The organism is Streptomyces sp. NPDC048504 (genome assembly GCF_043200035.1).
Classification (GTDB): Bacteria; Actinomycetota; Actinomycetes; order Streptomycetales; family Streptomycetaceae; genus Streptomyces.
In genome coordinates this window covers 118,119-139,754 of the sequence record NZ_JBICXA010000001.1, presented here as the reverse complement: position 1 = coordinate 139,754, position 21,636 = coordinate 118,119, and the positions used below count along the sequence as shown (strand labels likewise).

Annotated in this window: 20 protein-coding genes; 10 read left to right on the top strand and 10 right to left on the bottom strand. The window is 67.5% G+C overall.

All coding sequences use genetic code 11. The features are described 5' to 3' along the window. Nucleotides 1–102 precede the first annotated feature (102 nt). The 3 genes from ACGFY9_RS00590 to ACGFY9_RS00580 all read right to left on the bottom strand — a co-directional run bounded on the left by ACGFY9_RS00590 (nucleotide 103) and on the right by ACGFY9_RS00580 (nucleotide 3,271). Nucleotides 103–1,380 (bottom strand): MFS transporter, encoded by a 1,278-nt coding sequence (locus ACGFY9_RS00590; RefSeq protein ID WP_393750533.1) that lies wholly within the window; start codon nucleotides 1,378–1,380, stop codon nucleotides 103–105. A gap of 77 nt (nucleotides 1,381–1,457) precedes the next feature. Continuing rightward, nucleotides 1,458–2,540, bottom strand: coding sequence for an inositol-3-phosphate synthase (locus ACGFY9_RS00585; RefSeq protein ID WP_393750531.1), 1,083 nt, complete (start codon nucleotides 2,538–2,540; stop codon nucleotides 1,458–1,460). Between the two features lie 44 nt (nucleotides 2,541–2,584). Then, on the bottom strand, nucleotides 2,585–3,271 hold the full coding sequence (locus ACGFY9_RS00580; RefSeq protein WP_393750529.1) for a PadR family transcriptional regulator: 687 nt from the start codon (nucleotides 3,269–3,271) through the stop codon (nucleotides 2,585–2,587). 735 nt (nucleotides 3,272–4,006) lie between these two features. On the opposite strand from ACGFY9_RS00580, the gene ACGFY9_RS00575 reads away from it, so the two are divergent. Together ACGFY9_RS00575 and ACGFY9_RS00570 are read left to right on the top strand one after the other, a co-directional pair. Next, nucleotides 4,007–6,250 carry a transglycosylase domain-containing protein gene (locus tag ACGFY9_RS00575; RefSeq protein WP_393751733.1) on the top strand — a complete coding sequence of 748 codons (2,244 nt, stop codon included), beginning with the start codon at nucleotides 4,007–4,009 and terminating at the stop codon, nucleotides 6,248–6,250. Nucleotides 6,251–6,386: 136 nt separating this feature from the next. After that, a complete protein-coding gene (locus ACGFY9_RS00570; protein ID WP_393750527.1) occupies nucleotides 6,387–7,886 on the top strand; it encodes a glycosyltransferase family 87 protein in 1,500 nt (499 codons plus the stop codon). A 101-nt stretch (nucleotides 7,887–7,987) separates the two neighbouring features. On the opposite strand, the gene ACGFY9_RS00565 is transcribed toward ACGFY9_RS00570, so the two are convergent. From ACGFY9_RS00565 to ACGFY9_RS00555, 3 genes are all read right to left on the bottom strand, one after another. Continuing rightward, nucleotides 7,988–9,019: an alanine racemase gene (locus ACGFY9_RS00565; protein ID WP_393750525.1), complete on the bottom strand. Its 1,032-nt coding sequence runs from the start codon at nucleotides 9,017–9,019 to the stop codon at nucleotides 7,988–7,990. Nucleotides 9,020–9,102: 83 nt separating this feature from the next. Next, on the bottom strand, nucleotides 9,103–10,224 hold the full coding sequence (femX, locus tag ACGFY9_RS00560; RefSeq protein ID WP_033285753.1) for a peptidoglycan bridge formation glycyltransferase FemX: 1,122 nt from the start codon (nucleotides 10,222–10,224) through the stop codon (nucleotides 9,103–9,105). Nucleotides 10,225–10,403: 179 nt separating this feature from the next. Next, nucleotides 10,404–10,718 carry a hypothetical protein gene (locus ACGFY9_RS00555; RefSeq protein ID WP_318017438.1) on the bottom strand — a complete coding sequence of 105 codons (315 nt, stop codon included), beginning with the start codon at nucleotides 10,716–10,718 and terminating at the stop codon, nucleotides 10,404–10,406. A gap of 276 nt (nucleotides 10,719–10,994) precedes the next feature. Here ACGFY9_RS00555 and rpsF point away from each other — a divergent pair, with 276 nt between their 5' ends. The 4 genes from rpsF (at nucleotide 10,995) to rplI (ending at nucleotide 12,727) form a co-directional block, all read left to right on the top strand. Continuing rightward, nucleotides 10,995–11,285: a 30S ribosomal protein S6 gene (gene rpsF / locus ACGFY9_RS00550; protein WP_006604399.1), complete on the top strand. Its 291-nt coding sequence runs from the start codon at nucleotides 10,995–10,997 to the stop codon at nucleotides 11,283–11,285. 77 nt (nucleotides 11,286–11,362) lie between these two features. Further along, nucleotides 11,363–11,968 carry a single-stranded DNA-binding protein gene (locus ACGFY9_RS00545; RefSeq protein ID WP_393750523.1) on the top strand — a complete coding sequence of 202 codons (606 nt, stop codon included), beginning with the start codon at nucleotides 11,363–11,365 and terminating at the stop codon, nucleotides 11,966–11,968. Between the two features lie 57 nt (nucleotides 11,969–12,025). Beyond that, nucleotides 12,026–12,262, top strand: a complete 237-nt coding sequence (gene rpsR / locus ACGFY9_RS00540) for a 30S ribosomal protein S18 (RefSeq protein WP_006381652.1) — start codon at nucleotides 12,026–12,028, stop codon at nucleotides 12,260–12,262. Between the two features lie 18 nt (nucleotides 12,263–12,280). After that, nucleotides 12,281–12,727, top strand: a complete 447-nt coding sequence (gene rplI, locus ACGFY9_RS00535; RefSeq protein ID WP_019073380.1) for a 50S ribosomal protein L9 — start codon at nucleotides 12,281–12,283, stop codon at nucleotides 12,725–12,727. A gap of 168 nt (nucleotides 12,728–12,895) precedes the next feature. On the opposite strand, the gene ACGFY9_RS00530 is transcribed toward rplI, so the two are convergent. Further along, nucleotides 12,896–14,233, bottom strand: a complete 1,338-nt coding sequence (locus tag ACGFY9_RS00530) for an MATE family efflux transporter (RefSeq protein ID WP_393750521.1) — start codon at nucleotides 14,231–14,233, stop codon at nucleotides 12,896–12,898. Nucleotides 14,234–14,692: 459 nt separating this feature from the next. Here ACGFY9_RS00530 and dnaB point away from each other — a divergent pair, with 459 nt between their 5' ends. Both dnaB and ACGFY9_RS00520 read left to right on the top strand, forming a co-directional pair. Further along, nucleotides 14,693–16,171 carry a replicative DNA helicase gene (gene dnaB / locus ACGFY9_RS00525; RefSeq protein WP_026150108.1) on the top strand — a complete coding sequence of 493 codons (1,479 nt, stop codon included), beginning with the start codon at nucleotides 14,693–14,695 and terminating at the stop codon, nucleotides 16,169–16,171. An 85-nt stretch (nucleotides 16,172–16,256) separates the two neighbouring features. Further along, the gene (locus ACGFY9_RS00520; RefSeq protein ID WP_393750519.1) at nucleotides 16,257–17,642 is read left to right on the top strand and encodes a serine hydrolase domain-containing protein; all 1,386 of its coding nucleotides are present in this window, start codon (nucleotides 16,257–16,259) and stop codon (nucleotides 17,640–17,642) included. Between the two features lie 101 nt (nucleotides 17,643–17,743). Here the strand turns inward: ACGFY9_RS00520 and ACGFY9_RS00515 are convergent, their stop codons facing one another. Then, on the bottom strand, nucleotides 17,744–18,196 hold the full coding sequence (locus ACGFY9_RS00515; protein ID WP_393750517.1) for a GNAT family N-acetyltransferase: 453 nt from the start codon (nucleotides 18,194–18,196) through the stop codon (nucleotides 17,744–17,746). Between the two features lie 40 nt (nucleotides 18,197–18,236). Continuing rightward, nucleotides 18,237–18,695: a MarR family winged helix-turn-helix transcriptional regulator gene (locus ACGFY9_RS00510; protein WP_393750515.1), complete on the bottom strand. Its 459-nt coding sequence runs from the start codon at nucleotides 18,693–18,695 to the stop codon at nucleotides 18,237–18,239. A 141-nt stretch (nucleotides 18,696–18,836) separates the two neighbouring features. On the opposite strand from ACGFY9_RS00510, the gene ACGFY9_RS00505 reads away from it, so the two are divergent. Beyond that, on the top strand, nucleotides 18,837–20,045 hold the full coding sequence (locus ACGFY9_RS00505) for an MFS transporter (RefSeq protein WP_393750513.1): 1,209 nt from the start codon (nucleotides 18,837–18,839) through the stop codon (nucleotides 20,043–20,045). Between the two features lie 138 nt (nucleotides 20,046–20,183). Next, a complete protein-coding gene (locus ACGFY9_RS00500; protein ID WP_393750511.1) occupies nucleotides 20,184–20,606 on the top strand; it encodes a heme-binding protein in 423 nt (140 codons plus the stop codon). 74 nt (nucleotides 20,607–20,680) lie between these two features. Here ACGFY9_RS00500 and ACGFY9_RS00495 read toward each other — a convergent pair whose 3' ends face one another. Further along, the gene (locus ACGFY9_RS00495; protein ID WP_393750509.1) at nucleotides 20,681–21,547 is read right to left on the bottom strand and encodes a GNAT family N-acetyltransferase; all 867 of its coding nucleotides are present in this window, start codon (nucleotides 21,545–21,547) and stop codon (nucleotides 20,681–20,683) included. Between the last annotated feature and the right edge of the window lie 89 nt (nucleotides 21,548–21,636).

The window sequence follows — 21,636 nt, the reverse complement described above, 5'->3', positions numbered from 1 at the left end:
GCACGGCATGACCCATGGGCTGGCGTGCGGCATGATGCGAAATAAGACGCCCGTAAGTTACCTGCCCCCACTGACACTGCCGTGGCTCGGAGCGGCTCCGTATCAGTGATGTGACACTCCCCGGCGCTCAAAGTGGGCCATAGTCGCAGCAACCGCTCCGTAGACGACGGCCACGGTGAGCACCAGCACCGCTGAGCGGCCGTCAGGGGGAAGCATCAGCGCTGCCATCGCGGCGGCGCCGACGAAAGCGACGTTGAAGAGGACGTCGTAGACGGAGAAGATGCGGCCGCGGAAGCCGTCGTCGACCGAGAACTGCACGATCGTGTCCGTGGCGATCTTCGCGCCCTGTGTGGTCAGGCCCAGGACGAAGGCCGCCGCCAGCATGGGGGCGGTGGTGAACGGGAGGCCGAGGGCCGGTTCCAGGAGGGCGGCGCCCGCTGCGCACACGGCGATCCAGCGACCAGGGCCGAGTCGTCCCGCGGCCCAGGGCGTCACCACGGCCGCCACGAAGAAGCCGGCGCCGGACACCCCCAACGCCACCCCCAGCAGGCGCAGTCCGCCGTCCGGGGTCGACGAGAGGGCGTAGCGGCAGAGCATCAACAGGAGGACGGTCAGGGCGCCGTAGCAGAAGCGCATCAGTGTCATCGCGGCGAGGGCCCAGACTGCTTCCCTGCGTTGTGGTGCGGCGAGATGCCGTACCGCCGCCGTCAGGTCCCGGGCGGTGCCGGCGAGTGCCGTCGCCAGTCGGGGCTGGGTCAACGCGCGGTCGGGGCCGAGGAGTTCGGGGGCCATGCGCAAGGACGTGAGGGCCGCGCACAGGTACAGGGCGGCTCCCAGCAGCACCACCGCGGCGTCGGTGTCCGCGACGAGCAGCCGTACGAGGAAGGCGAGGCCGCCGCCGACCGTCGCCGCCAGTGTTCCGGCCGTGGGGGAAAGGGAGTTGGCGACGACCAGGCGTTCGTCGTCGACCACGCGCGGGAGGGCGGCGGACAGGCCGGCGAGGACGAAGCGGTTGACCGCGGTGACGCACAGGGCGGAGACGTAGAAGAGCCAGTCCGGGACGTGGCTCAGCATCAGGACAGCTGTCAGCGCGGCCAGCAGGGCGCGCAGCAGGTTGCCGTAGAGGAAGACCTGGCGGCGGCGCCAGCGGTCCAGGAGGACGCCGGCGAAGGGGCCGATGAGGGAGTACGGGAGGAGCAGGACCGCCATCGCGGAGGCGATCGCGGCGGCCGAGGTCTGTTTCTCCGGGGAGAAGACGACATAGGCGGCGAGTGCGACCTGGTAGACGCCGTCCGCGCCCTGGGAGAGCAGGCGTACGGCGAGCAGGCGGCGGAAGCCCTGGAAGCGCAGGAGGATGCGCAGGTCACGGACGACGGCCATGGGCACAGCCTCACATACGAGGAGGGTCCCCGGGCGCAATGCCCGGGGACCCTCGACGACCGAACCGGTGGCGGGTCCTAGCGCTCGACCTCGCCCTTGATGAACTTCTCGACGTTGGCGTAGGCCTCGTCGTCGAAGTACTGGACCGGCGGGGACTTCATGAAGTAGCTCGACGCGGAGAGGATCGGGCCGCCGATGCCGCGGTCCTTGGCGATCTTCGCGGCGCGCAGGGCGTCGATGATGACACCCGCGGAGTTCGGGGAATCCCAGACCTCCAGCTTGTACTCCAGGTTCAGCGGGACGTCGCCGAAGGCGCGGCCTTCGAGGCGGACGTAGGCCCACTTGCGGTCGTCGAGCCACTGGACGTAGTCCGACGGGCCGATGTGGACGTTCTTCTCGCCCAGGTCGCGGTCCGGGATCTGCGAAGTGACGGCCTGCGTCTTCGAGATCTTCTTGGACTCCAGGCGGTCGCGCTCCAGCATGTTCTTGAAGTCCATGTTGCCGCCGACGTTGAGCTGCATCGTGCGCTCAAGGCGGACACCGCGGTCCTCGAACAGCTTCGCCATCACACGGTGCGTGATGGTGGCGCCGACCTGCGACTTGATGTCGTCGCCGACGATCGGGACACCGGCCTCGGTGAACTTGTCCGCCCACTCCTTGGTGCCGGCGATGAAGACCGGGAGGGCGTTGACGAAGGCGACCTTGGCGTCGATGGCGCACTGGGCGTAGAACTTCGCCGCGTCCTCGGAACCGACGGGCAGGTAGCAGATCAGGACGTCGACCTGCTTGTCCTTGAGGACCTGGACCACGTCGACCGGAGTCTCGTCGGACTCCTCGATCGTCATGCGGTAGTACTTGCCCAGGCCGTCGAGGGTGTGACCACGCTGGACCGTGACGCCCTTGTTCGGGACCTCGCAGATCTTGATGGTGTTGTTCTCACTGGCACCGATGGCGTCCGAGAGGTCGAGGCCGACCTTCTTCGCGTCGACGTCGAACGCGGCGACGAACTCGACGTCACCGACGTGGTAGTCGCCGAACTGGACGTGCATCAGGCCGGGCACCTTGGCCGCCGGGTCGGCGTCCTTGTAGTACTCGACGCCCTGTACCAGTGAGGCGGCGCAGTTGCCCACGCCGACGATGGCTACGCGAACCGAACCCATTCCGGTTGCTCCCTGTGTGTGCGAGGTGAGGCCCTGACTGGACCTCATGTGGTGGTTTCGTCGGACGGATCCGGCCCGGGGGTGGCGCCCCCGAGCCGGGGCAGGCCGCCCGACTCCCCAGATGTGCTGTCCTGCTGAGCCGAGCCTCCGGAGGCGGGACCCTTCAGGTCCCGTCCGGCTCGCTCGCTCTCGATGAGCTCGTTCAGCCAGCGCACTTCGCGCTCCACGGACTCCATTCCGTGGCGCTGGAGCTCAAGCGTGTAGTCGTCGAGGCGCTCCCGGGTCCGCGCCAGGGAGGTGCGCATCTTGTCCAGACGCTCCTCCAGCCGGCTGCGGCGACCCTCCAGTACGCGCATGCGTACGTCGCGTGACGTCTGCCCGAAGAAGGCGAAACGAGCGGCGAAATGTTCGTCCTCGTACGCGTCGGGCCCCGTCTGCGAGAGCAGCTCCTCGAAGTGCTCCTTACCTTCCGCCGTCAACCGGTAGACGATCTTGGCGCGACGTCCCGCGAGGGTGGCGGTAAGGGCGTCCTCGGGGGTGTTCCCCGCCTCCTCGATCAACCAGCCGTTCGCGACCAGCGTCTTGAGGCAGGGGTAGAGCGTCCCGTAGCTGAACGCACGGAACACACCCAGTGACGTGTTGAGTCGTTTGCGCAGCTCATAGCCGTGCATCGGGGATTCGCGGAGCAGGCCGAGGATGGCGAACTCAAGGATGCCGGAGCGTCTGCTCATCGTCGCCTCCTTCCTGTCCGCGGTCCGACCGTGACGGCCTTTATGCCGAGCTGATGTATCGACTCGATACATCCAGACGATAGAACGGCCTTCCGGATGCGACAAGTGGGGAGATGGTGAGCGGCGTCACATCACTGATTCGTTGGAATCAAGTTGCCTGATTTGGGGTGAACTTCGGGGCTAAGCAGGTTTTGACGGTGCGTAGTCTGTGCGGCATGCACACCACCGGGAACCAAGTGACGCGTGGGGGCGTCAACGTCCCCGGTGCGGTACGGATGAATGCAGAACCGACCACATCCGTACTTCGGGGGGACCGGAAACCAGCCGCCGTTTCCAGGCGCGCACGGATGCGCCTGCCCGAGGAGTAATCGTTCGATGAGCGAGCACCGTCGCAAACCGCCGCAGCCGCAGGGAGGCGGACGTGCCGCGGCCCGACGCGGCCAGTCCGGACCTACCTCCGGCCGCCGCGCGGCACCGCGAGGCGCCACCACCGGGTCTCCCTCCGACTCCTATGGGTCGAACCCCGCAGAGCCGGGGGGTGAGGAGCGCCAGTACGGCAGCCGCGCCGAAGCACGTCGGGCTGCGCAGAGAGGCGGCGGCCGTCGCAGAGAGCCCGCCGGCCAAGGTCCCGGCGGCCCGAACGGGCCCGGCCGGGGCAGAGGCCGCGCTCCCGCGCCCGGCAAGAAGCGGTTCATCGACTATCCGCGCTTCGACAAGTACGGATGGCGCCGCTGGATGCCCTCCTGGAAGCTTGTCTCCGGCCTGTGCCTGTTCTTCTTCGGCAGCCTCGTGGCCGCGGTCGGTGTCGGCTACGCGATGGTCGGCATCCCCAGCGAGAACGATGCGGCCAAGTCGCAGAACAACGTCTACTACTGGTCCAACGGTGACCAGATGGTCGCCACGGGCACCGGGGCCAACCGCCAGAACATCACGATCGCCCAGATTCCCCAGGCCATGCAGTGGTCGGTGATCTCGGCCGAGAACAAGAGCTTCTACACGGACTCGGGCGTCGACCCCATGGGCATTGCCCGCGCCCTGGCCAACATGGCCCGGGGCGGCCAGACGCAGGGTGGTTCGACGATCACCCAGCAGTTCGTCAAGAACACCTACCTGAGCCAGGAACAGACGGTCACCCGTAAGTTCAAGGAGATGTTCATCTCCATAAAGGTGGGCACCCAGCTCAGCAAGCAGCAGGTCCTCCAGGGCTACCTGAACACCTCGTACTACGGCCGCGGCGCCTACGGCATCCAGGCCGCCGCGCAGACCTACTACGGCGTGGACGCAGTCAAACTGACGCCGAGCCAGTGCGCCTTCTTGGCAGCGCTGTTGAAGGGTCCGACGTACTACGACCCGATCGGCGCCACGAACATAGACCCCGCGGCGGACGCCAAGTCCAACACCGCGCGCTCCAAGGCGCGTTGGAGCTGGATCCTCGAGCAGATGCACAACGACAAGCGCATCACGGACGTCGAGTACCAGACGGCCATCAAGAAGTACCCCATGCCTCAGGGGCTCAAGGCGACCAAGGGCATGACCGGCCAGATCAGCTATCTGGTGGACACGGCCAAGAAGTACGTCCTGAGCCACTCGAACATCTCGCAGGCCGAGTTCGACCAGGGCGGCTACCAGATCTACACGACCTTCCAGAAGGACAAGGTCAACGAGCTGAGCGCGGCCGTGAAGAAGATCCAGAAGGAGCGCATCGACCCGAAGAAGCGTGACCTGGACAAGTACGTCCAGTTCGGCGCGGCGTCGGTGGTGCCCAAGGACGGAGCGATCGTCGCCCTCTACGGAGGCGACGGTTACGAGAACGGCCACTTCACCAACAACGCCAACACCTCCGGTGTCCCGGTGGGTTCGACCTGGAAGCCGTTCGTGCTCGCCGCCGCCATGGAGTACGGCACGTACAAGACCGACGGCGTCGGGATCTCGCCGCTGAGCAAGTACAACGGCGACGACCATCTCAAGGTCAGAAACCAGGACGGCACGAGCGTCCTGAACAAGGACAACTCGATCTTCTACCAGAACAACGAGAGCAACTACCCCTGGGGCTACATCACGCTGCGCAAGGCGATGGAGCAGTCCATCAACACGCCGTTCGTGCAACTGGGCATGGACGTGGGCAACTCGAAGGTGCGGGACGTGGCCAAGGCGTCCGGGATACTGGACGACAGTTTCGCCACGCTGAACCCGTCCTTCGCCATCGGTACCTCGACGCCCAGTGCGATCCGGATGGCCGACGCGTACGCCACGTTCGCCGCCTCGGGCAAGCAGGCGGACCCGTACTCGGTGACTGCCGTCAAGCATGACGGGCAGCCGGTGTCCGGCTTCACCAAGCCGACCGTGAAGCAGGCGATGCCGGAGAACGTGGCGAACAACGTCACGGACACCCTGGAGAACGTCATCCAGAACGGTACGGCTAAGGCCGCCAAGGTTCTGGGCCGCGCTGCGGCCGGCAAGACCGGTACCACCGACAGCAACAAGTCGGCCTGGTTCGTCGGCTACACCCAGCAGCTCTCGACGTCGGTCGCGATGTTCAGGGAGAACCCCAAGGACGCCGAACTGCTCTCCATGAACGGCACGGCGGGCGTGGCGTCCATCCACGGTGGTGACATCCCGACGGCGGTATGGACCGCGTACATGGAGGGCGCACTGAAGGGCAAGTCAGACCCCGGCTTCCCGGACGCCACCAAGATCGACAAGGTGTCGAACGAAGACGGTGCCCCGACTCCCACTCCGACGCCCGTCGTGACACCGACTGAGACGCCCAGCGAGACGCCGAGCGAAACGCCCAGTGAGACGCCGAGTTCGACACCTTCAGCCACTGAGTCCTGCAAGTTCAGCTGGCAGTGCAGCGACGGCGGTAGCACCGACGGAGGTGTGACGTCCACGCCGACGGACACGGCCACTGCTACGGAATCCAGTGGCACCAGTAGAGGCAGCAGTAACGGGGGCATCTTCGGAGGCTCAACCGGGTAGCCGCCATATCGCCTATGAAGGGTGTTTCACGTGAAACACCCTTCACTGGATGTTTCACGTGAAACGAGGGCCGTCGCACCCACGAGGTGCGGCGGCCCTCGGCGTACACCTAGGTCCGTACGGCAGGATGTGCCCCATGCCCAGTGCAGAACTGACGCCCACGAGCGTGCACGAGCCGGATCCGGTACGGCCGACCAAGGACGACCAGGTCGCCGCCGCCGGGAGTGAACTGATCGGTGGCCCCATCGGCCGGCGCGCTCTCCTGGGGACGTCCTGGTGGACTCCCGTACGGGTCGTCGCGTTGGTGGCGATCGGCATGTTCGCCCTCGGCCTGGTCCAGAAGGCGCCCTGCTACAACAGCGGTTGGTTCTTCGGGGCCAGCTCGCAGTACACGCACGCGTGCTACTCGGACATCCCGCACCTCTACCAGGGGCGCGGTTTCGCCGACGGGCTCGTGCCGTACTTCGACAAGCTGCCCGGCGACATGCAGTACCTCGAATACCCGGTGCTGACCGGTGTGTTCATGGAGGTGGCCGCCTGGCTCACACCGGGCAGCGGCAGCATCCAGCACCAGGAACAGTGGTACTGGATGGTCAACGCCGGAATGCTGATGGTGTGCGCGGCCGTCATCGTCGTCTGTGTCAGCCGCACGCACGCCCGTCGGCCCTGGGACGGTCTGCTGGTCGCCCTGGCACCCGCCTTCGCGCTGACCGCCACCATCAACTGGGACCTCCTGGCGGTCGCTCTGACGGCCGCGGCGATGCTGATGTGGTCGCGGGGCCGTTCCCTCGCGTTCGGCGTCCTGTTGGGCCTTGCTACGGCCGCCAAGCTGTATCCCGTCTTCCTGCTCGGCCCGCTGTTCCTGCTGTGCTGGCGTGCGGGCAAGTGGCGGGACTTCGGGAAGGCGTTCGGAGGAACTGCCGTCGCCTGGCTGGCGGTGAACCTGCCGGTGATGCTCTTCGCCTTCGACGGCTGGTCGAAGTTCTACACGTTCAGTCAGGAACGGGGCGTCGACTTCGGTTCGTTCTGGCTGATCCTGGCGCAGAACTCCAGCGACCCGCTCAGCACCGACACCGTCAACACGTTCGCCACGCTGCTGATGCTGCTGTGCTGCGCGGGCATCGCGGCGCTCACGATGACCGCTCCGCGCCGGCCGCGCTTCGCCCAGCTGGCCTTCCTGATCGTCGCGGCGTTCATCCTGACCAACAAGGTCTACTCGCCGCAGTACGTGCTGTGGCTGGTCCCGCTGGCCGTGTTGGCCCGGCCGAAGTGGCGGGACTTCCTGATCTGGCAGGCGTGCGAGGTGGCGTACTTCCTGGGGATCTGGATGTACCTCGCGTACACGACCAGCGGAGACGCCCACAAGGGCCTGCCGACCGACGGTTACCACTGGGCCATCGGCCTGCACCTCCTGGGCACGCTCTACCTGTGCGCCGTGATCGTGCGCGACATCCTCATGCCGGAACGGGACGTGGTGCGCCTGGCGGGTGACGACGACCCCTCGGGCGGGGTGCTCGACAGGGCGGAGGATGTCTTCGTTTTCGGGGCTGCGGCCCGTCCCGGGCGGCACGCGGCCCCCTTTGAGGGACCTCAGGTGGAGTGGGGCAGCGAGGGGCCGGCCGACCGTTCGCTGTGAGCGAACAGGGCGCGGAAGAACCTGCGAAAGACGGCGCGACCACACGAAAAGGCCGTACACGGGAGGTCCCGTGTACGGCCTTTCGGCTGTCCTAGCGTGGCTCAGCGATCCACGATGCGGTCGAACTGCGTAGTGGTGTGCCGCAGATGGGCCACCAGTTCCTCGCCCACCTTCGGCTCGGCCGCCTCCGCCGGTACGAACAGGATCGAGACCTGCATGTGCGGCGGCTCGGCGAACCAGCGCTGCTTGCCGTCCCAGACGAACGGAGAAAGGTTCCGGTTGACCGTGGCGAGGCCGGCGCGGGCGACGCCCTTGGCGCGCGGCATGACGCCGTGCAGCGCCTTGGGGGCCTCCAGGCCCACTCCGTGCGACGTACCGCCCGCCACGACCACCAGATAGCCGTCCGAGGCCGCCTTCTGCTGGCGGTAGCCGAAGCGGTCGCCCTTGGAGACCCGGGTGACGTCCAGGACCGCCCCGCGGTACTCGGTGGCCTCGTGGTCCCCCAGCCACAGGCGGGTGCCGATACGGGCGCGGAAGCGGGTCTGCGGGAACTGCTGCTGCAGCCGGGCCAGTTCCTCGGCCTTGAGGTGGCTGACGAACATCGTGTGCAACGGCAGCCGGGCGGCCCGCAGACGGTCCATCCAGCCGATGACCTCCTCGACGGCGTCCGAGCCGTCGGTGCGGTCCAGCGGGAGGTGGATGGCGAAGCCCTCCAGGCGCACGTTCTCTATGGCGGAGTGCAGCTGCGGCAGTTCCTGCTCGCTCACGCCGTGACGCTTCATCGAGGACATCACCTCGATGACCACACGCGCGCCCACGAGGCCGTACACGCCGTCGATGGACGACACCGAGCGGATGACCCGGTCCGGCAGCGGAACGGGCTCCTCGCCGCGGCGGTACGGCGTCAGCACCAGCAGGTCACCGCCGAACCAGTCCTTGATCCGGGCGGCCTCGTACGTCGTGCCGACGGCGAGGACGTCCGCGCCGAGCCGCGTCGCCTCCTCCGCCAGCCGCTCGTGCCCGAAGCCGTAGCCGTTGCCCTTGCAGACCGGGACGAGCCCCGGGAACTGCCCGGCAACGTGCTTGTGATGCGCCCGCCAGCGCGCGGTGTCGACGTAGAGCGTGAGCGCCATGGCCGGACCTGGAACCTTTCGGGTGGCTGCGGTGTATCAGAAGTATGGAAGCTGTCGACGTTATCGAAGCGAGGACCGTGAGGTCAGCGGCGCGACATGTAGATGTCGAGCGCCTTGTGGAGCAGCTTGTTGAGCGGGAAGTCCCACTCGCCGAGGTACTCGGCGGCCTGCCCGCCGGTGCCCACCTTGAACTGGATCAGACCGAAGAGGTGGTCGGTCTCGTCCAGCGAGTCGGAGATGCCGCGCAGGTCGTAGACGGTGGCGCCGAGCGCGTAGGCGTCGCGCAGCATCCGCCACTGCATCGCGTTCGAGGGCCGGACCTCACGCCCGATGTTGTCGGAGGCGCCGTAGGAGTACCAGACGTGTCCGCCGACCACGAGCATCGTCGCCGCCGACAGGTTCACCCCGTCGTGCCGGGCGAAGTACAGCCGCATCCGGTTGGGGTCCTCGGTGTTGAGGGCCGTCCACATGCGCTGGAAGTACGACAGCGGGCGGGGCCGGAAGTGGTCGCGCACCGCCGTGATCTCGTACAGCCGCTGCCATTCCTCAAGGTCGTGGTAACCGCCTTGGACGACCTCGACACCGGCCTTCTCGGCCTTCTTGATGTTCCGGCGCCACAGCTGGTTGAAGTTCTTGTGGACCTCTTCGAGGGAGCGGTTCGCCAGCGGCACCTGGTAGACGTAGCGCGGCTGGACGTCGCCGAAGCCCGCGCCGCCGTCCTCACCCTGTTGCCAGCCCATACGGCGCAGCTTGTCGGCCACCTCGAAGGCGCGCGGTTCGATGAAGTCGGCCTCGATGTCCCGCAGTCGCTTCACGTCCGGGTTCTGGATGCCGGCCTTGATGGAGGTGGCCTCCCAGCGCCGGATGATGACCGGCGGGCCCATCTTCACCGAGAAGGCGCCCTGGTGCTTGAGGTGGGCCAGCATCGGCTGGATCCAGTCGTCCAGATTCGGCGCGAACCAGTTGATGACCGGGCCCTCGGGCAGATAGGCCAAATACCGCTTGATCTTGGGGAGTTGGCGGTAGAGGACCAGGCCCGCGCCGACCAGCTCGCCTGTCTTCTCGTCGAACCAGCCGAGGCTCTCGGAGCGCCACTCCGCCTTCACATCAGCCCATGCCGGGACCTGCATGTGGCTCGCCGAGGGCAGGCTCTGGATGAATGCCAGATGCTGCTCACGGCTGATGGTCCTCAGGGTCAGGCTCATTCGGGGCGCTCCTCGGGCTGGTGTGTCCCCATGGGTACAGGGGCTCCGGCTCTCGCGCCGAAGCCTACTGCGCCTTGCGAGCGCCCCGACTGGGCGTATGCAACCTTCGCCTCGGCCTGTTGGCCGCCAAGGCGTTCCGTGCTGTTTTACGCGGAGTTCGGACTGCGGCGTCCGGGCCGTCAGCTGATGACGCCGCCGAACAGGCCGCCGTGCGCCATGCCGAGGAAGAATCCGACACCCGCGGCACCGAGACCCAGGATCAGGCCGAAGCGCTCCCGCGTCGTCTCGGAGATCCACTGTCCGTACGCGCCGGTGAGGATCCCCACCAGGCCGGCCCACGAGCTGAGCAGATGCAGGTTGTGGAAGAACCCGGTGATGAACGCGGTCAGCCCGAGCACCACGGTCACCGCGAGCAGCGTGTCCTGGAGCGGATGAGGCTTGCCGTCTGTGGCGAAAAGAGAACCGGCGGTGTTGGGTCGCAATGCCTGTGCCATATGGCACCTCCTGCGGAAGGCGGCGCATCGTCGCGCCGGACGCACCCGATGTGTACAGATTGACGCTCTCCGCCACCGGATTTCAACCGGAAGCCGGTGTGCGGGTACTCTGTACCCTCTGCACTGGTGTCTGCCCATGTCACGACTCGGAATCCCCGCCAGGGGCACCCGATGTCAGTGGCGGCTGTTTTACTGGCACACACTGTTGCTTACGCATCACAACCCTCCTGCCACGGATCGACCGTGGCCGCTGAGTCCAAAGGAGGTGGGTTCCACATGCGTCACTACGAGGTGATGGTCATCCTCGACCCCGATCTGGAGGAGCGCGCTGTCTCCCCCCTGATCGAGAACTTCCTCTCCGTCGTCCGTGAGGGCAACGGAAAGGTCGAGAAGGTCGACACCTGGGGCCGTCGTCGTCTCTCGTACGAGATCAAGAAGAAGCCCGAGGGCATCTACTCGGTCATCGACCTGCAGGCCGAGCCTGCGGTCGTCAAGGAGCTCGACCGCCAGATGAACCTGAACGAGTCGGTCCTCCGGACCAAGGTCCTCCGCCCCGAGACCCACTGAGCATCCAGCTCAGCTGATCTCGGGATTCGAGTAGCAGCACCAAGCAGCCAGCAGCAAACCCGCCGAGAGGTTCCCCCATGGCAGGCGAGACCGTCATCACGGTCGTCGGCAATCTTGTCGACGACCCCGAGCTGCGCTTCACCCCGTCCGGTGCGGCGGTCGCGAAATTCCGTGTCGCGTCCACTCCCCGCACCTTCGACCGCCAGACGAATGAGTGGAAGGACGGCGAAAGCCTCTTCCTCACCTGCTCGGTCTGGCGTCAGGCGGCGGAGAACGTCGCCGAATCGCTCCAGCGAGGCATGCGCGTCATCGTGCAGGGTCGGCTGAAGCAGCGGTCCTACGAGGACCGTGAGGGCGTCAAGCGCACGGTCTACGAACTGGACGTCGAGGAAGTCGGCGCCAGCCTGCGCAGTGCCACGGCCAAGGTCACCAAGACCGCCGGTGGCGCTCGCGGTGGCCAGGGCGGCGGTTTCGGCGGTGGCGGTGGCCAGGGTGGCGGCGGCTGGGGTGGAAACTCCGGCGGCGGTCAGCCGGCCGGCGGCGCTCCTGCCGACGACCCGTGGGCCACCGGCGCTCCTGCCGGTGGAAACCAGGGCGGCGGCGGTGGCGGCGGCTGGGGTGGAAACTCCGGCGGCGCCAGCGGTGGCGGCGGTGGCGGCTACTCGGACGAACCCCCCTTCTAGGTCCTCGGGCCGAGGGTGGGTCGTACCCACACTTCTTGATCACACAGGAGATACACCATGGCGAAGCCGCCTGTGCGCAAGCCGAAGAAGAAGGTCTGCGCATTCTGCAAGGACAAGGTCCAGTACGTGGACTACAAGGACACGAACATGCTGCGGAAGTTCATTTCCGACCGCGGCAAGATCCGTGCCCGCCGCGTGACCGGCAACTGCACGCAGCACCAGCGTGACGTCGCCACGGCTGTGAAGAACAGCCGTGAGATGGCGCTGCTGCCCTACACCTCCACCGCGCGATAAGGGAAGGGTGACCGACTAATGAAGATCATCCTCACCCACGAGGTCTCCGGCCTCGGTGCCGCGGGCGACGTCGTCGACGTCAAGGACGGTTACGCTCGCAACTACCTGATCCCGCGGAAGTTCGCTATCCGCTGGACCAAGGGTGGCGAGAAGGACGTCGAGCAGATCCGTCGTGCTCGCAAGATCCACGAGATCCAGACCATCGAGCAGGCCAACTCTGTGAAGGCCCAGCTCGAAGGCGTCAAGGTCCGGCTGGCCGTCCGCTCCGGCGACGCCGGTCGTCTCTTCGGTTCCGTCACCCCGGCCGACATCGCTTCCGCGATCAAGGCTTCGGGTGGCCCCGAGGTCGACAAGCGTCGTATCGAGCTGTCTGCCCCGATCAAGACCCTGGGCGCCCACGAGACGTCCGTGCGTCTGCACCCCGAGGTTGCCGCCAAGGTCAACATCGAGGTCATCGCAGCCTGATCGCTGCACTCGGCACAGCTGAGAGAGGGGCCGCACCCGTTGGGGTGCGGCCCCTCTGCTGTGTTCCGGGACGGGGCATACGTGGCCCGTGTGTTGCGTTCGAGGCGGCCCTGCGGCGCTCATGTTTCACGTGAAACATGACGGTGCGTCGTGTTTCACGTGAAACGGTCAGCGGGTCGCGCCCGTGACAACCCAGCGTCCTGAGCGGGCCCGCAGCAGGAGCGTCAGCATCCGCACCGTCATCATCAGGGTCATCGCTCCCCAGAGTGCGGTCAGTCCGGCGCCGAGAGCTGGTACGAGCAGCGCCACTGGAGCGAAGACCGCCAGGGTCACCACCATCGCCCCGGCGAGATACGGTCCGTCTCCCGCACCCATCAGTACCCCGTCCAGGACGAAGACGACGCCACAGATCGGCTGGGAGAGCGCGACCATGATCAAGGCGGGCAGGGCGGTGTCCTTGACGGTGGGGTCGCTGGTGAACAGAGGGAGGAAGAGCGGGCGGGACAGGATCACCAGGAGACCGAGCACCACTCCGACGGCGATCCCCCACTGCACCATGCGACGGCAGGCGGCTCGGGCACCCGCGGGATCGTCCGCACCGAGGTAGCGGCCGATGATGGCCTGACCCGCGATCGCGATGGCGTCGAGTGCGAAGGCCAGCAGAGACCACAGGGACAGGATGATCTGGTGGGCGGCGATGTCTGCGTCCCCGAGACGGGCCGCGACAGCGGTGGCGATCAGGAGGATCGCTCTCAGGGAGAGGGTGCGTACGAGGAGCGGTATGCCGGCCTGGGCAGAGGCTCGTATCCCTGCGGCGTCCGGGCTGAGGGAGGCGCCATGTCGGCGGGCTCCACGGACGACCACGACGAGATACACGGCAGCCATACCCCACTGGGCGATGACAGTGCCCCAGGCGGAACCGGCGATGCCGAGGTCGGCGCCGTAGACGAGCCCTACGTTGAGGACGCCGTTGGCGACGAAGCCCGAGACGGCGACGTAGAGAGGTGTCTTGGTGTTCTGCAGTCCGCGGAGGACTCCGGTGGCGGCGAGGACGATCAGCATGGCCGGGATGCCGATGGAGGAGATCCGCAGGTAGGTCGTCGCGAACGGGGCGGCGGTGTCCGAGGCGCCGAAGAGGTCGACGAGGGCGGGCGCCGAGGGGAGGACGACGGCTATGACGGTGGCGCCGATCAGCAGGGCGAGCCAGATGCCGTCCATGCCCTGGCGGATGGCGGCCTGGAGATCACCAGCGCCGACGCGTCGGGCGACGGCCGCAGTGGTGGCATAGGCGAGGAAGACGAAGACGCTCACGGCTGTCCCCAGGAGGGCGGATGCGACTCCGAGTCCGGCTAGTTGTGCCGTGCCGAGATGGCCGACGATCGCGCTGTCGGCCATGACGAAGAGAGGCTCGGCGACGAGTGCGCCGAAGGCCGGAACGGCCAGCATGACGATCTCTCGGTCGTGCTGTCGTCGGGCAGCCCTGGTGGCCGCAGGAGCCTGTGTCATGAGCACTAATCTAATCGTCCACAGGTAAGAGATGCAATTGCTTTCTGACCCTTACCTTTGATCTCGCCTCGTGTCCTCTCGCGCACTGTTCGAAGCGATCTTGGTCCGATGTGGAAAGTTTTTCTTCTGCACAGCCGGTGGACGGGAAAGGAGCAGGTCAGATCGGTTACGGCGGAAGTGGCGAGGTCTTGTTCACAGGGCTGTCCACCGGGTCGTGCACAGGTTTTGGCAGGTTCTCCACAGCATCCGGGCCGTCGTCCACATGGCCTGTGGATAACCAGATTGGCTGACGGTGCCCGCGGGCCTACGGTGGACCGGCGCCCGCTCCGTCCGTCGGCCTGAGAACCATCACAAAACCGACGCGCCCGTACCGGAGTTGGGCGCTTCATTTGTCAGTGCCGTGCCGTAGAAATAAGGGGCATGGCGAGGTCCGCTCGACGGACGGGAGGAGGTGGCTCGGTGAGTATTTCCGAGCCCTTGGACGACCCGTGGGCCGAGAGCGGTCCAAGTGATCGTCTGCCCGCTTCCCGACGACGAGGTGACGGAGGCCGCGGCCGGGACGAGCAGCACGACCGCGGCAGGGAGGGCGGCGAGTGGGAAGGCGCGGGTTCGGCCTTCGAACGCGTGCCGCCGCAGGATCTCGATGCCGAGCAGTCCGTGCTCGGCGGCATGCTCCTGTCCAAGGACGCCATCGCCGATGTCGTCGAGGTCCTCAAGGGTCACGACTTCTACAAACCCGCGCACGAGACGATCTACCAGGCGATCCTCGACGTCTACGCCAAGGGCGAGCCGGCCGACCCGATCACCATCGCCGCCGAACTCACCAAGCGCGGTGAGATCAACAAAGTCGGCGGCGCATCGTATCTGCACACGCTCGTCCAGACCGTCCCCACGGCGGCGAACGCCGAGTATTACGCGGAGATCGTCCACGAGCGCGCCGTCCTGCGCCGCTTGGTCGAGGCCGGCACGCGCATCACCCAGATGGGATACGCGGCCGACGACGACGTCGACGAGATCGTCAACCGGGCCCAGGCCGAGATCTACGCGGTCACTGAGCAGCGGACCAGTGAGGACTACCTTCCACTCGGCGACATCATGGAGGGCGCGCTCGACGAGATCGAGGCGATCGGCTCACGCAGCGGCGAGATGACCGGCGTACCCACCGGGTTCACCGACCTCGACTCGCTCACCAACGGTCTGCACCCGGGCCAGATGATCGTCATCGCGGCCCGTCCCGCCATGGGTAAGTCCACACTCGCGCTCGACTTCGCTCGCGCGGCGTCGATCAAGAACAACCTCCCGAGCGTCATCTTCTCCCTCGAAATGGGGCGCAACGAGATCGCGATGCGTCTGCTGTCCGCCGAGGCCAGAGTCGCCCTGCACCACATGCGCTCCGGCACCATGACCGACGAGGACTGGACGCGGCTGGCGCGCCGGATGCCCGAGGTGTCGTCGGCACCGCTCTACATCGACGACTCCCCGAACCTCTCGATGATGGAGATCCGCGCCAAGTGCCGTCGGCTCAAGCAGCGCAGCGACATCAAGCTGGTGATCATCGACTATCTGCAGCTGATGCAGGCCGGTGGCTCCAAGCGCCAAGAGAGCCGTCAGCAGGAGGTCTCGGACATGTCCCGAAACCTCAAGCTCCTGGCCAAGGAGCTGGAGGTCCCGGTGATCGCGCTCTCGCAGCTGAACCGTGGTCCCGAGCAGCGCACGGACAAGAAGCCGATGGTGTCCGACCTGCGTGAGTCCGGCTCCATCGAGCAGGACGCCGACATGGTCATCCTGCTGCACCGCGAGGACGCGTACGAGAAGGAGTCCCCGCGCGCGGGCGAGGCCGACATCATCGTGGGCAAGCACCGTAACGGCCCGACGGCGACGATCACCGTTGCCTTCCAGGGCCACTACTCGCGCTTCGTGGACATGGCGCAGACGTGACCGGGCGACTGTAGGCGGCCGACCCGGGGCCGTGTCCCGAGAAATGTGCTCGACGTACGGCCGTCCCGCCGGATGGACTGGGGGCATGACGACATCTCAGGACGACTTGCTTCCCGGTACCCGCCGGGCGCTGCTGCATCGGATCGCCGTGGCCCAGGCCGAGGGACGGGCGCCGTCGTTGGTCGCGGCGGTGGTGCGGGACGGGCAGGCGGTGTGGCACGGCGCGCGGACCTCTGTGGACGGGCACGGGCCGGACGAGAACGTGCAGTACAGGATCGGCTCGATCACCAAGACGTTCACCGCCGTCCTGGTTCTGCGGCTGCGCGACGAGGGCGTCCTCGACCTCGGTGACCCGCTGGAGAAGCATCTGCCCGGCACCGGCGCGGGGGAGGCCACCATCGCTCAACTGCTCGCGCACACAAGCGGGTTGGCGGCCGAGTCGCCCGCGCCCTGGTGGGAGCGGACGCCGGGTTCCCTGCGTCCGGAGCTCCGCGACGTGCTGGGCGAACAGCCGCTGCTGCATCCGGTGGGCCGCCGGTTCCACTATTCGAATCCCGGCTATTCGGTGTTGGGCGCGCTTGTCGAGGAGTTGCGGGGCGCCCCGTGGGAGGACGTACTCCGGCGGGAAGTGCTCGAACCCCTGGGCCTCGACCGTACGAGTGCTCAGCCGCAGGCACCGCACGCGGGTGGCTGGGCGGTGCATCCCTGGGCCGATGCGCTGTTGCCGGAACCCGCCGAGGATCTGGGCCGGATGGCGTCTGCCGGTCAACTCTGGTCCACCACCGGCGACTTGGCGCGGTTCGCCGTCTTCCTCGCCCATGGGGACGACCGGGTTCTGAGCGCGGAGTCCGTACGGGAGATGCGGACCCCAGCGGCACCGGCAGAGGCCGCCGATGTCGTGGACGGCTCCGCTTACGGTCTCGGCCTGCAGGTCCAGCACCGCGATGGGCGGCTGCTCGTCGGCCATTCCGGATCGTTGCCTGGTTTCCTGGCGAACCTCACCATCAGCCTGGCCGACGACGTCTCGGCCGTCGTCCTGGCCAACTGCACCTCGGGGCCTCTGCTGTCCTCGGTGGGCGCCGATCTCGTCCGGATCGTCGCCGAGGCCGAGCCGAGGATTCCCGAGCCATGGCGTCCGATTCCCGAAGTCGACGCCGCCGCACTGGAGTTGGCGGGGCAGTGGTACTGGGGTACGCACGGCTTCGCCCTGCGGCTGACGGCCGACGGTGCGGCCTCGCTGGAGCCGCTGGTCGGCAACGGCCGCCGTTCGCGGTTCCGGGCCAACGATGACGGCACCTGGACCGGGCTGGAGGGTTACTACGCCGGAGAGGCCCTACGGCCCGTACGGGGCCCGGACGGGTCCCTGAGTCACCTGGACCTCGGATCGTTCGTCTTCACCCGTCAGCCGTACGAGGAGAACGCTTCCGTGCCGGGTGGGGTGGACCCGGAGGGGTGGCGGGGGATCCGCTAGCCGCCGTAGCCGTAGAGGCGTCATGTTTCACGTGAAACATGACGCCCTCCCGCTGTCGGCCGGGACGGATGCTTCGCTCCCTCTTCGGAGGAGAGGTCTTCTCAGAGGGGGAGCTTGAAGCCCACGTGCGAGGCGGTGAAGCCGAGTCGCTCGTAGAACCGGTGAGCGTCTGTCCGCGTGACATCCGACGTCAGCTGGACCAACTGGCAGTCCTGGCGCCGCGATTCGGCGATCGCCCACTCGATGAGCTGTGTGCCCAGGCCGCTGCCCCGCTCATCCGCGTGGATGCGTACGGCCTCGATGATCGAGCGTGTGGCGCCCTTGCGGGACAGCCCCGGAATGACCGTGAGTTGGAGGGTGCCGACGACGCGGTCCTCGCGGACGGCGACGACGAGGTGCTGGTTCGGGTCGGCGGTCAGACGGTCCAGGGCGGCCAGGTAGGGCGTCAAGTCGTCCGGTGACTCGCGTTGGGAACCCAGAGGGTCGTCGGCGAGCATGGCGACGATGGCGGGGACGTCCTCGGTGACCGCGGCTCGTATTTCAAGATCTCCCATGACCACACCTTAGGCAGAGGTGTGTGGGTGCGGGACGGACCTACGCGGGCACGTTCATCGACTCCACGACCCGGACCAGTGGCGCCAGTTCGGGGTTCGCGGCCGCCGCGTCGAGGGCCTCGCGCAGGGCGGTGTCGTTGGTCGGGCGGGCCTCTTCGAGCAGGGCGAGGCCGGCCTCGGAGACGTTCGTGTAGATGCCCCGTCGGTCGGTCGGGCACAGGTACCGCGCGAGCAGGCCGCGGTCCTCCAGCCGGGTGACCAGCCGGGTGGTGGCGCTCTGGCTGAGGACGACCGCGTCGGCGACCTGCCGCATCTGCAGATGGCCCCCGTCACCGTCGTGCTGTCGGCTGAGCACGTCGAGCAGCGAGTACTCGCGCATGCTCAGGTCGTGCTTGGCCTGCAGGGCGCGCTCGATGTGCGCCTCGATCCTCCCGTGCAGCAAAGAGAGGGCGCACCAGCCCTGGGCGAGGGCGGTGAGTGCGGGGTCCGTCGCTGTCATTGGCGTTTCCTCCGTCCCGGAGCGGCTGAACCCAGGATAGAGCACAGATGAAATAGTCCGCGCTTGCATGTAGCCCGCGTCTACAACTATTGTGAACGCACGCAAAGCGCTCCTGCAATCTTCTGGGAAGGGTACCTCCACATGCCTCTCGCGCTTCTGGCCCTAGCGATCGGGGCCTTCGGAATCGGAACGACCGAGTTCGTGATCATGGGGTTGCTGCCCCAGGTCGCGGGTGACTTCGGGGTCTCCATCCCCACCGCGGGACTGCTGGTCACCGGCTACGCGCTGGGTGTGGTGATCGGCGCCCCGCTGATGACCGTGCTCGGCACCAAGGTCCCCCGCAAGCGGATGCTGATGCTGCTGATGGGCCTGTTCATCCTCGGCAACCTGCTCTCCGCCGTCGCCCCCAGCTTCTCCGTGATGCTGATCGGCCGCGTGGTCGCCTCGCTCGCCCACGGCGCCTTCTTCGGCATCGGCTCGGTCGTCGCGGCCGAACTGGTCGCCCCGGACAAGAAGGCCGGGGCCATCGCGATGATGTTCACCGGACTGACCGTCGCCAACGTCGTAGGCGTCCCGCTGGGCACCCTCGTCGGGCAGTCCGTCGGCTGGCGCGTCACCTTCGCCATCGTCGCGGGCCTCGGTGTGATCGGCCTGGCCGGTATCGCCAAGTTGGTGCCCGACCTGCCCAAACCCGAGGGCGTACGGCTGCGGCACGAACTGGCCGCCTTCAAGAACACCCAGGTCCTGCTCGCCATGGCGATGACCGTCCTCGGCTTCGGCGGCGTCTTCGCGGCCATCACCTACATCGCGCCGATGATGACCCACGTCGCCGGCTTCGCCGACGGCTCCGTCACCTGGCTGCTCGTCCTCTTCGGCCTCGGCATGGTCGGCGGCAACCTCGTCGGCGGCAAGTTCGCCGACCGTGCCCTGATGCCCATGCTGTACGTCTCGCTGGGCTCCCTGGCCGTCGTGCTCGCGCTCTTCACGGTCACCGCGCACAACAAGATCGCGGCGGCCGTCACCATCGCACTCATCGGCGCCCTGGGCTTCGCCACCGTGCCGCCGCTGCAGAAGCGTGTCCTCGACCAGGCGCACGGCGCCCCGACGCTGGCCTCGGCCGTGAACATCGGCGCGTTCAACCTCGGCAACGCGCTGTCCGCGTGGCTCGGCGGCATCGTCATCGCGGCCGGCTTCGGCTATACCGCCCCGAACTGGGTTGGCGCCGTCCTCGCCGCGGCCGCCCTGGTCCTCGCGTTCCTCTCGGCCGCCCTGGAGCGCCGCACGAGTGCCCACGGCGCCGTGATGGCGGCCGGCACGCCGAGCGAGCAGCGGACCGCCGTCCATCACTGACCGCGCCCGGCCGAACGGGGAGACGCGGGGCCAGGGCCGTCCCCGTGCATCCCCACCGGCCTCGGTCTCCCGACCAACAGCCGGCCTCGGCTGTCCGACCACCACCAGAAACAGCAACACCCGCAAGGAGAAACCCTGGTGACCATCACCACCGCCGTAACCCCGCTGACCATCCAGGACGCCGAAGCGCTCGTCGCCGAGGCCCGCCGAGCCGCGGAGGCCGCCGGGGTCACCGTGAGCATCACCGTGCTGGACGCGGGCGGCCATCTGCTCGCCTTCCGGCGGGACGACCAGGCTGTGCTGATCTCCGGTGAGACCAGCACCCGCAAGGCGTACACAGCGCTCCAGCTGAACGCGCCCACTGCCGACCTCGTCGACGCCGTGCAGCCCGGAGGCCTCTTCCACACCCTGCCCACCGCGCTCGACCGGCCGCTGCTGTTCATCGCGGGCGGCATCCCGGTGCACCGTGACGGCCGGCTGATCGGAGCGATCGGGGTCGGTGGCGGCGCACCCGCGCAGGACCACGGCTTCGCCCAGGCCGCCGTAGAGGCGCTTGTCTGACGTCTGTGGGTGACGGAAACGTCGGTTCTCGACGAGGTTGGTCGGGAACCGGCGTTCTGCGTGTTCGGGGGCTGTCAGCCGGCCGCGACCGTGAGTGGGGCGAACCGTCGTGTCCAGTCGCCGGGCAGTTCGGCGATGCCGTACGTCATCACGGAGTTGAGGGCGGAGGATGCGAGGCCGTGTTCCTTCGCCCAGGACAGCAGCTCCTCGTGGCGTACGTCGATGTCGGTGCGCAGGGGACGGTCGGTGTGGGCGGCGAGGGAGGCCAGGAGGGCCTTTGCCGTCTCCGTGTCCTGTGCGATCAGTGGGCCCACGACCTGGGTGTCCATGTTGGGCCAGGCGGCCGCGTAGCCGATGATCCGGCCGTTCTCCTCCGCGAGCCTCAACTGGTCGGAGAAGGCGGGCAGTCGCGTGATGAGGGGCGTGCGGTCGGTGCCGAACACCGCCTCGTCGAGGCGCAGAATGCCGGTGAGGTCATCGGCCGTGGCCGCACGGGTGGCGATCGGGGACTCGGGTCCGGCAGATGTGAAGTGGCCGCGCAGGGTCTCGGCTCGGCCGGTCGCCTTGAAGCCGAGTTCTTCGTAGAGCGGGCGGCCGTTCGGGGTCGCGTACAGGGTCAGCGGTGCGGTGCCCATCGCTGAGACCAGGTGGCTCATCAGTCGGCGGCCCACGCCCTGACGGGCGTACCGCTCGGCGACCAGGACCATACCGATGGCAACCAGATCCGGGCGGTCCTGCGGGCCGTACTCCGTGACGACGCATGCCGCGAGGAGACCGCCTTCGGGGGCGTCGATGCCGTAGCCCTTTCCGGCGCTGAGGAGAAAGCCCCACTTGTGTTCCTCGCGTGGCCACCCCCGGTCTTCGGACAAGTCGGCGCAGGCGAGGCGATCGCGGAGTGTCAGCCGGCGGATGGGCAGAGCGGCGAGGGAAGGAGTCGGCACGCAGGTCAGGCTGTCTGACGTGCATTGTCGGCGTCCACCTGTTTCCGGTGAGACGTACGTGCTTTTGGCCATGTCGTGATCAGCGGCAC

Excerpts from the sequence above, each read along its gene's own strand:
- ACGFY9_RS00555 (WP_318017438.1), bottom strand. The coding sequence starts at position 10,718 with ATGGCACAGGCATTGCGACCCAACACCGCCGGTTCTCTTTTCGCCACA.
- ACGFY9_RS00590 (WP_393750533.1), bottom strand. The coding sequence starts at position 1,380 with ATGGCCGTCGTCCGTGACCTGCGCATCCTCCTGCGCTTCCAGGGCTTC.
- rpsR (WP_006381652.1), top strand. The coding sequence starts at position 12,026 with ATGGCGAAGCCGCCTGTGCGCAAGCCGAAGAAGAAGGTCTGCGCATTC.
- ACGFY9_RS00530 (WP_393750521.1), bottom strand. The coding sequence starts at position 14,233 with ATGACACAGGCTCCTGCGGCCACCAGGGCTGCCCGACGACAGCACGAC.
- ACGFY9_RS00505 (WP_393750513.1), top strand. The coding sequence starts at position 18,837 with ATGCCTCTCGCGCTTCTGGCCCTAGCGATCGGGGCCTTCGGAATCGGA.
- ACGFY9_RS00585 (WP_393750531.1), bottom strand. The coding sequence starts at position 2,540 with ATGGGTTCGGTTCGCGTAGCCATCGTCGGCGTGGGCAACTGCGCCGCC.
- ACGFY9_RS00575 (WP_393751733.1), top strand. The coding sequence starts at position 4,007 with ATGCCCTCCTGGAAGCTTGTCTCCGGCCTGTGCCTGTTCTTCTTCGGC.
- ACGFY9_RS00510 (WP_393750515.1), bottom strand. The coding sequence starts at position 18,695 with ATGACAGCGACGGACCCCGCACTCACCGCCCTCGCCCAGGGCTGGTGC.
- ACGFY9_RS00515 (WP_393750517.1), bottom strand. The coding sequence starts at position 18,196 with ATGGGAGATCTTGAAATACGAGCCGCGGTCACCGAGGACGTCCCCGCC.
- rplI (WP_019073380.1), top strand. The coding sequence starts at position 12,281 with ATGAAGATCATCCTCACCCACGAGGTCTCCGGCCTCGGTGCCGCGGGC.
- ACGFY9_RS00565 (WP_393750525.1), bottom strand. The coding sequence starts at position 9,019 with ATGGCGCTCACGCTCTACGTCGACACCGCGCGCTGGCGGGCGCATCAC.
- ACGFY9_RS00545 (WP_393750523.1), top strand. The coding sequence starts at position 11,363 with ATGGCAGGCGAGACCGTCATCACGGTCGTCGGCAATCTTGTCGACGAC.
- ACGFY9_RS00570 (WP_393750527.1), top strand. The coding sequence starts at position 6,387 with ATGCCCAGTGCAGAACTGACGCCCACGAGCGTGCACGAGCCGGATCCG.
- femX (WP_033285753.1), bottom strand. The coding sequence starts at position 10,224 with ATGAGCCTGACCCTGAGGACCATCAGCCGTGAGCAGCATCTGGCATTC.
- ACGFY9_RS00580 (WP_393750529.1), bottom strand. The coding sequence starts at position 3,271 with ATGAGCAGACGCTCCGGCATCCTTGAGTTCGCCATCCTCGGCCTGCTC.
- ACGFY9_RS00520 (WP_393750519.1), top strand. The coding sequence starts at position 16,257 with ATGACGACATCTCAGGACGACTTGCTTCCCGGTACCCGCCGGGCGCTG.
- rpsF (WP_006604399.1), top strand. The coding sequence starts at position 10,995 with ATGCGTCACTACGAGGTGATGGTCATCCTCGACCCCGATCTGGAGGAG.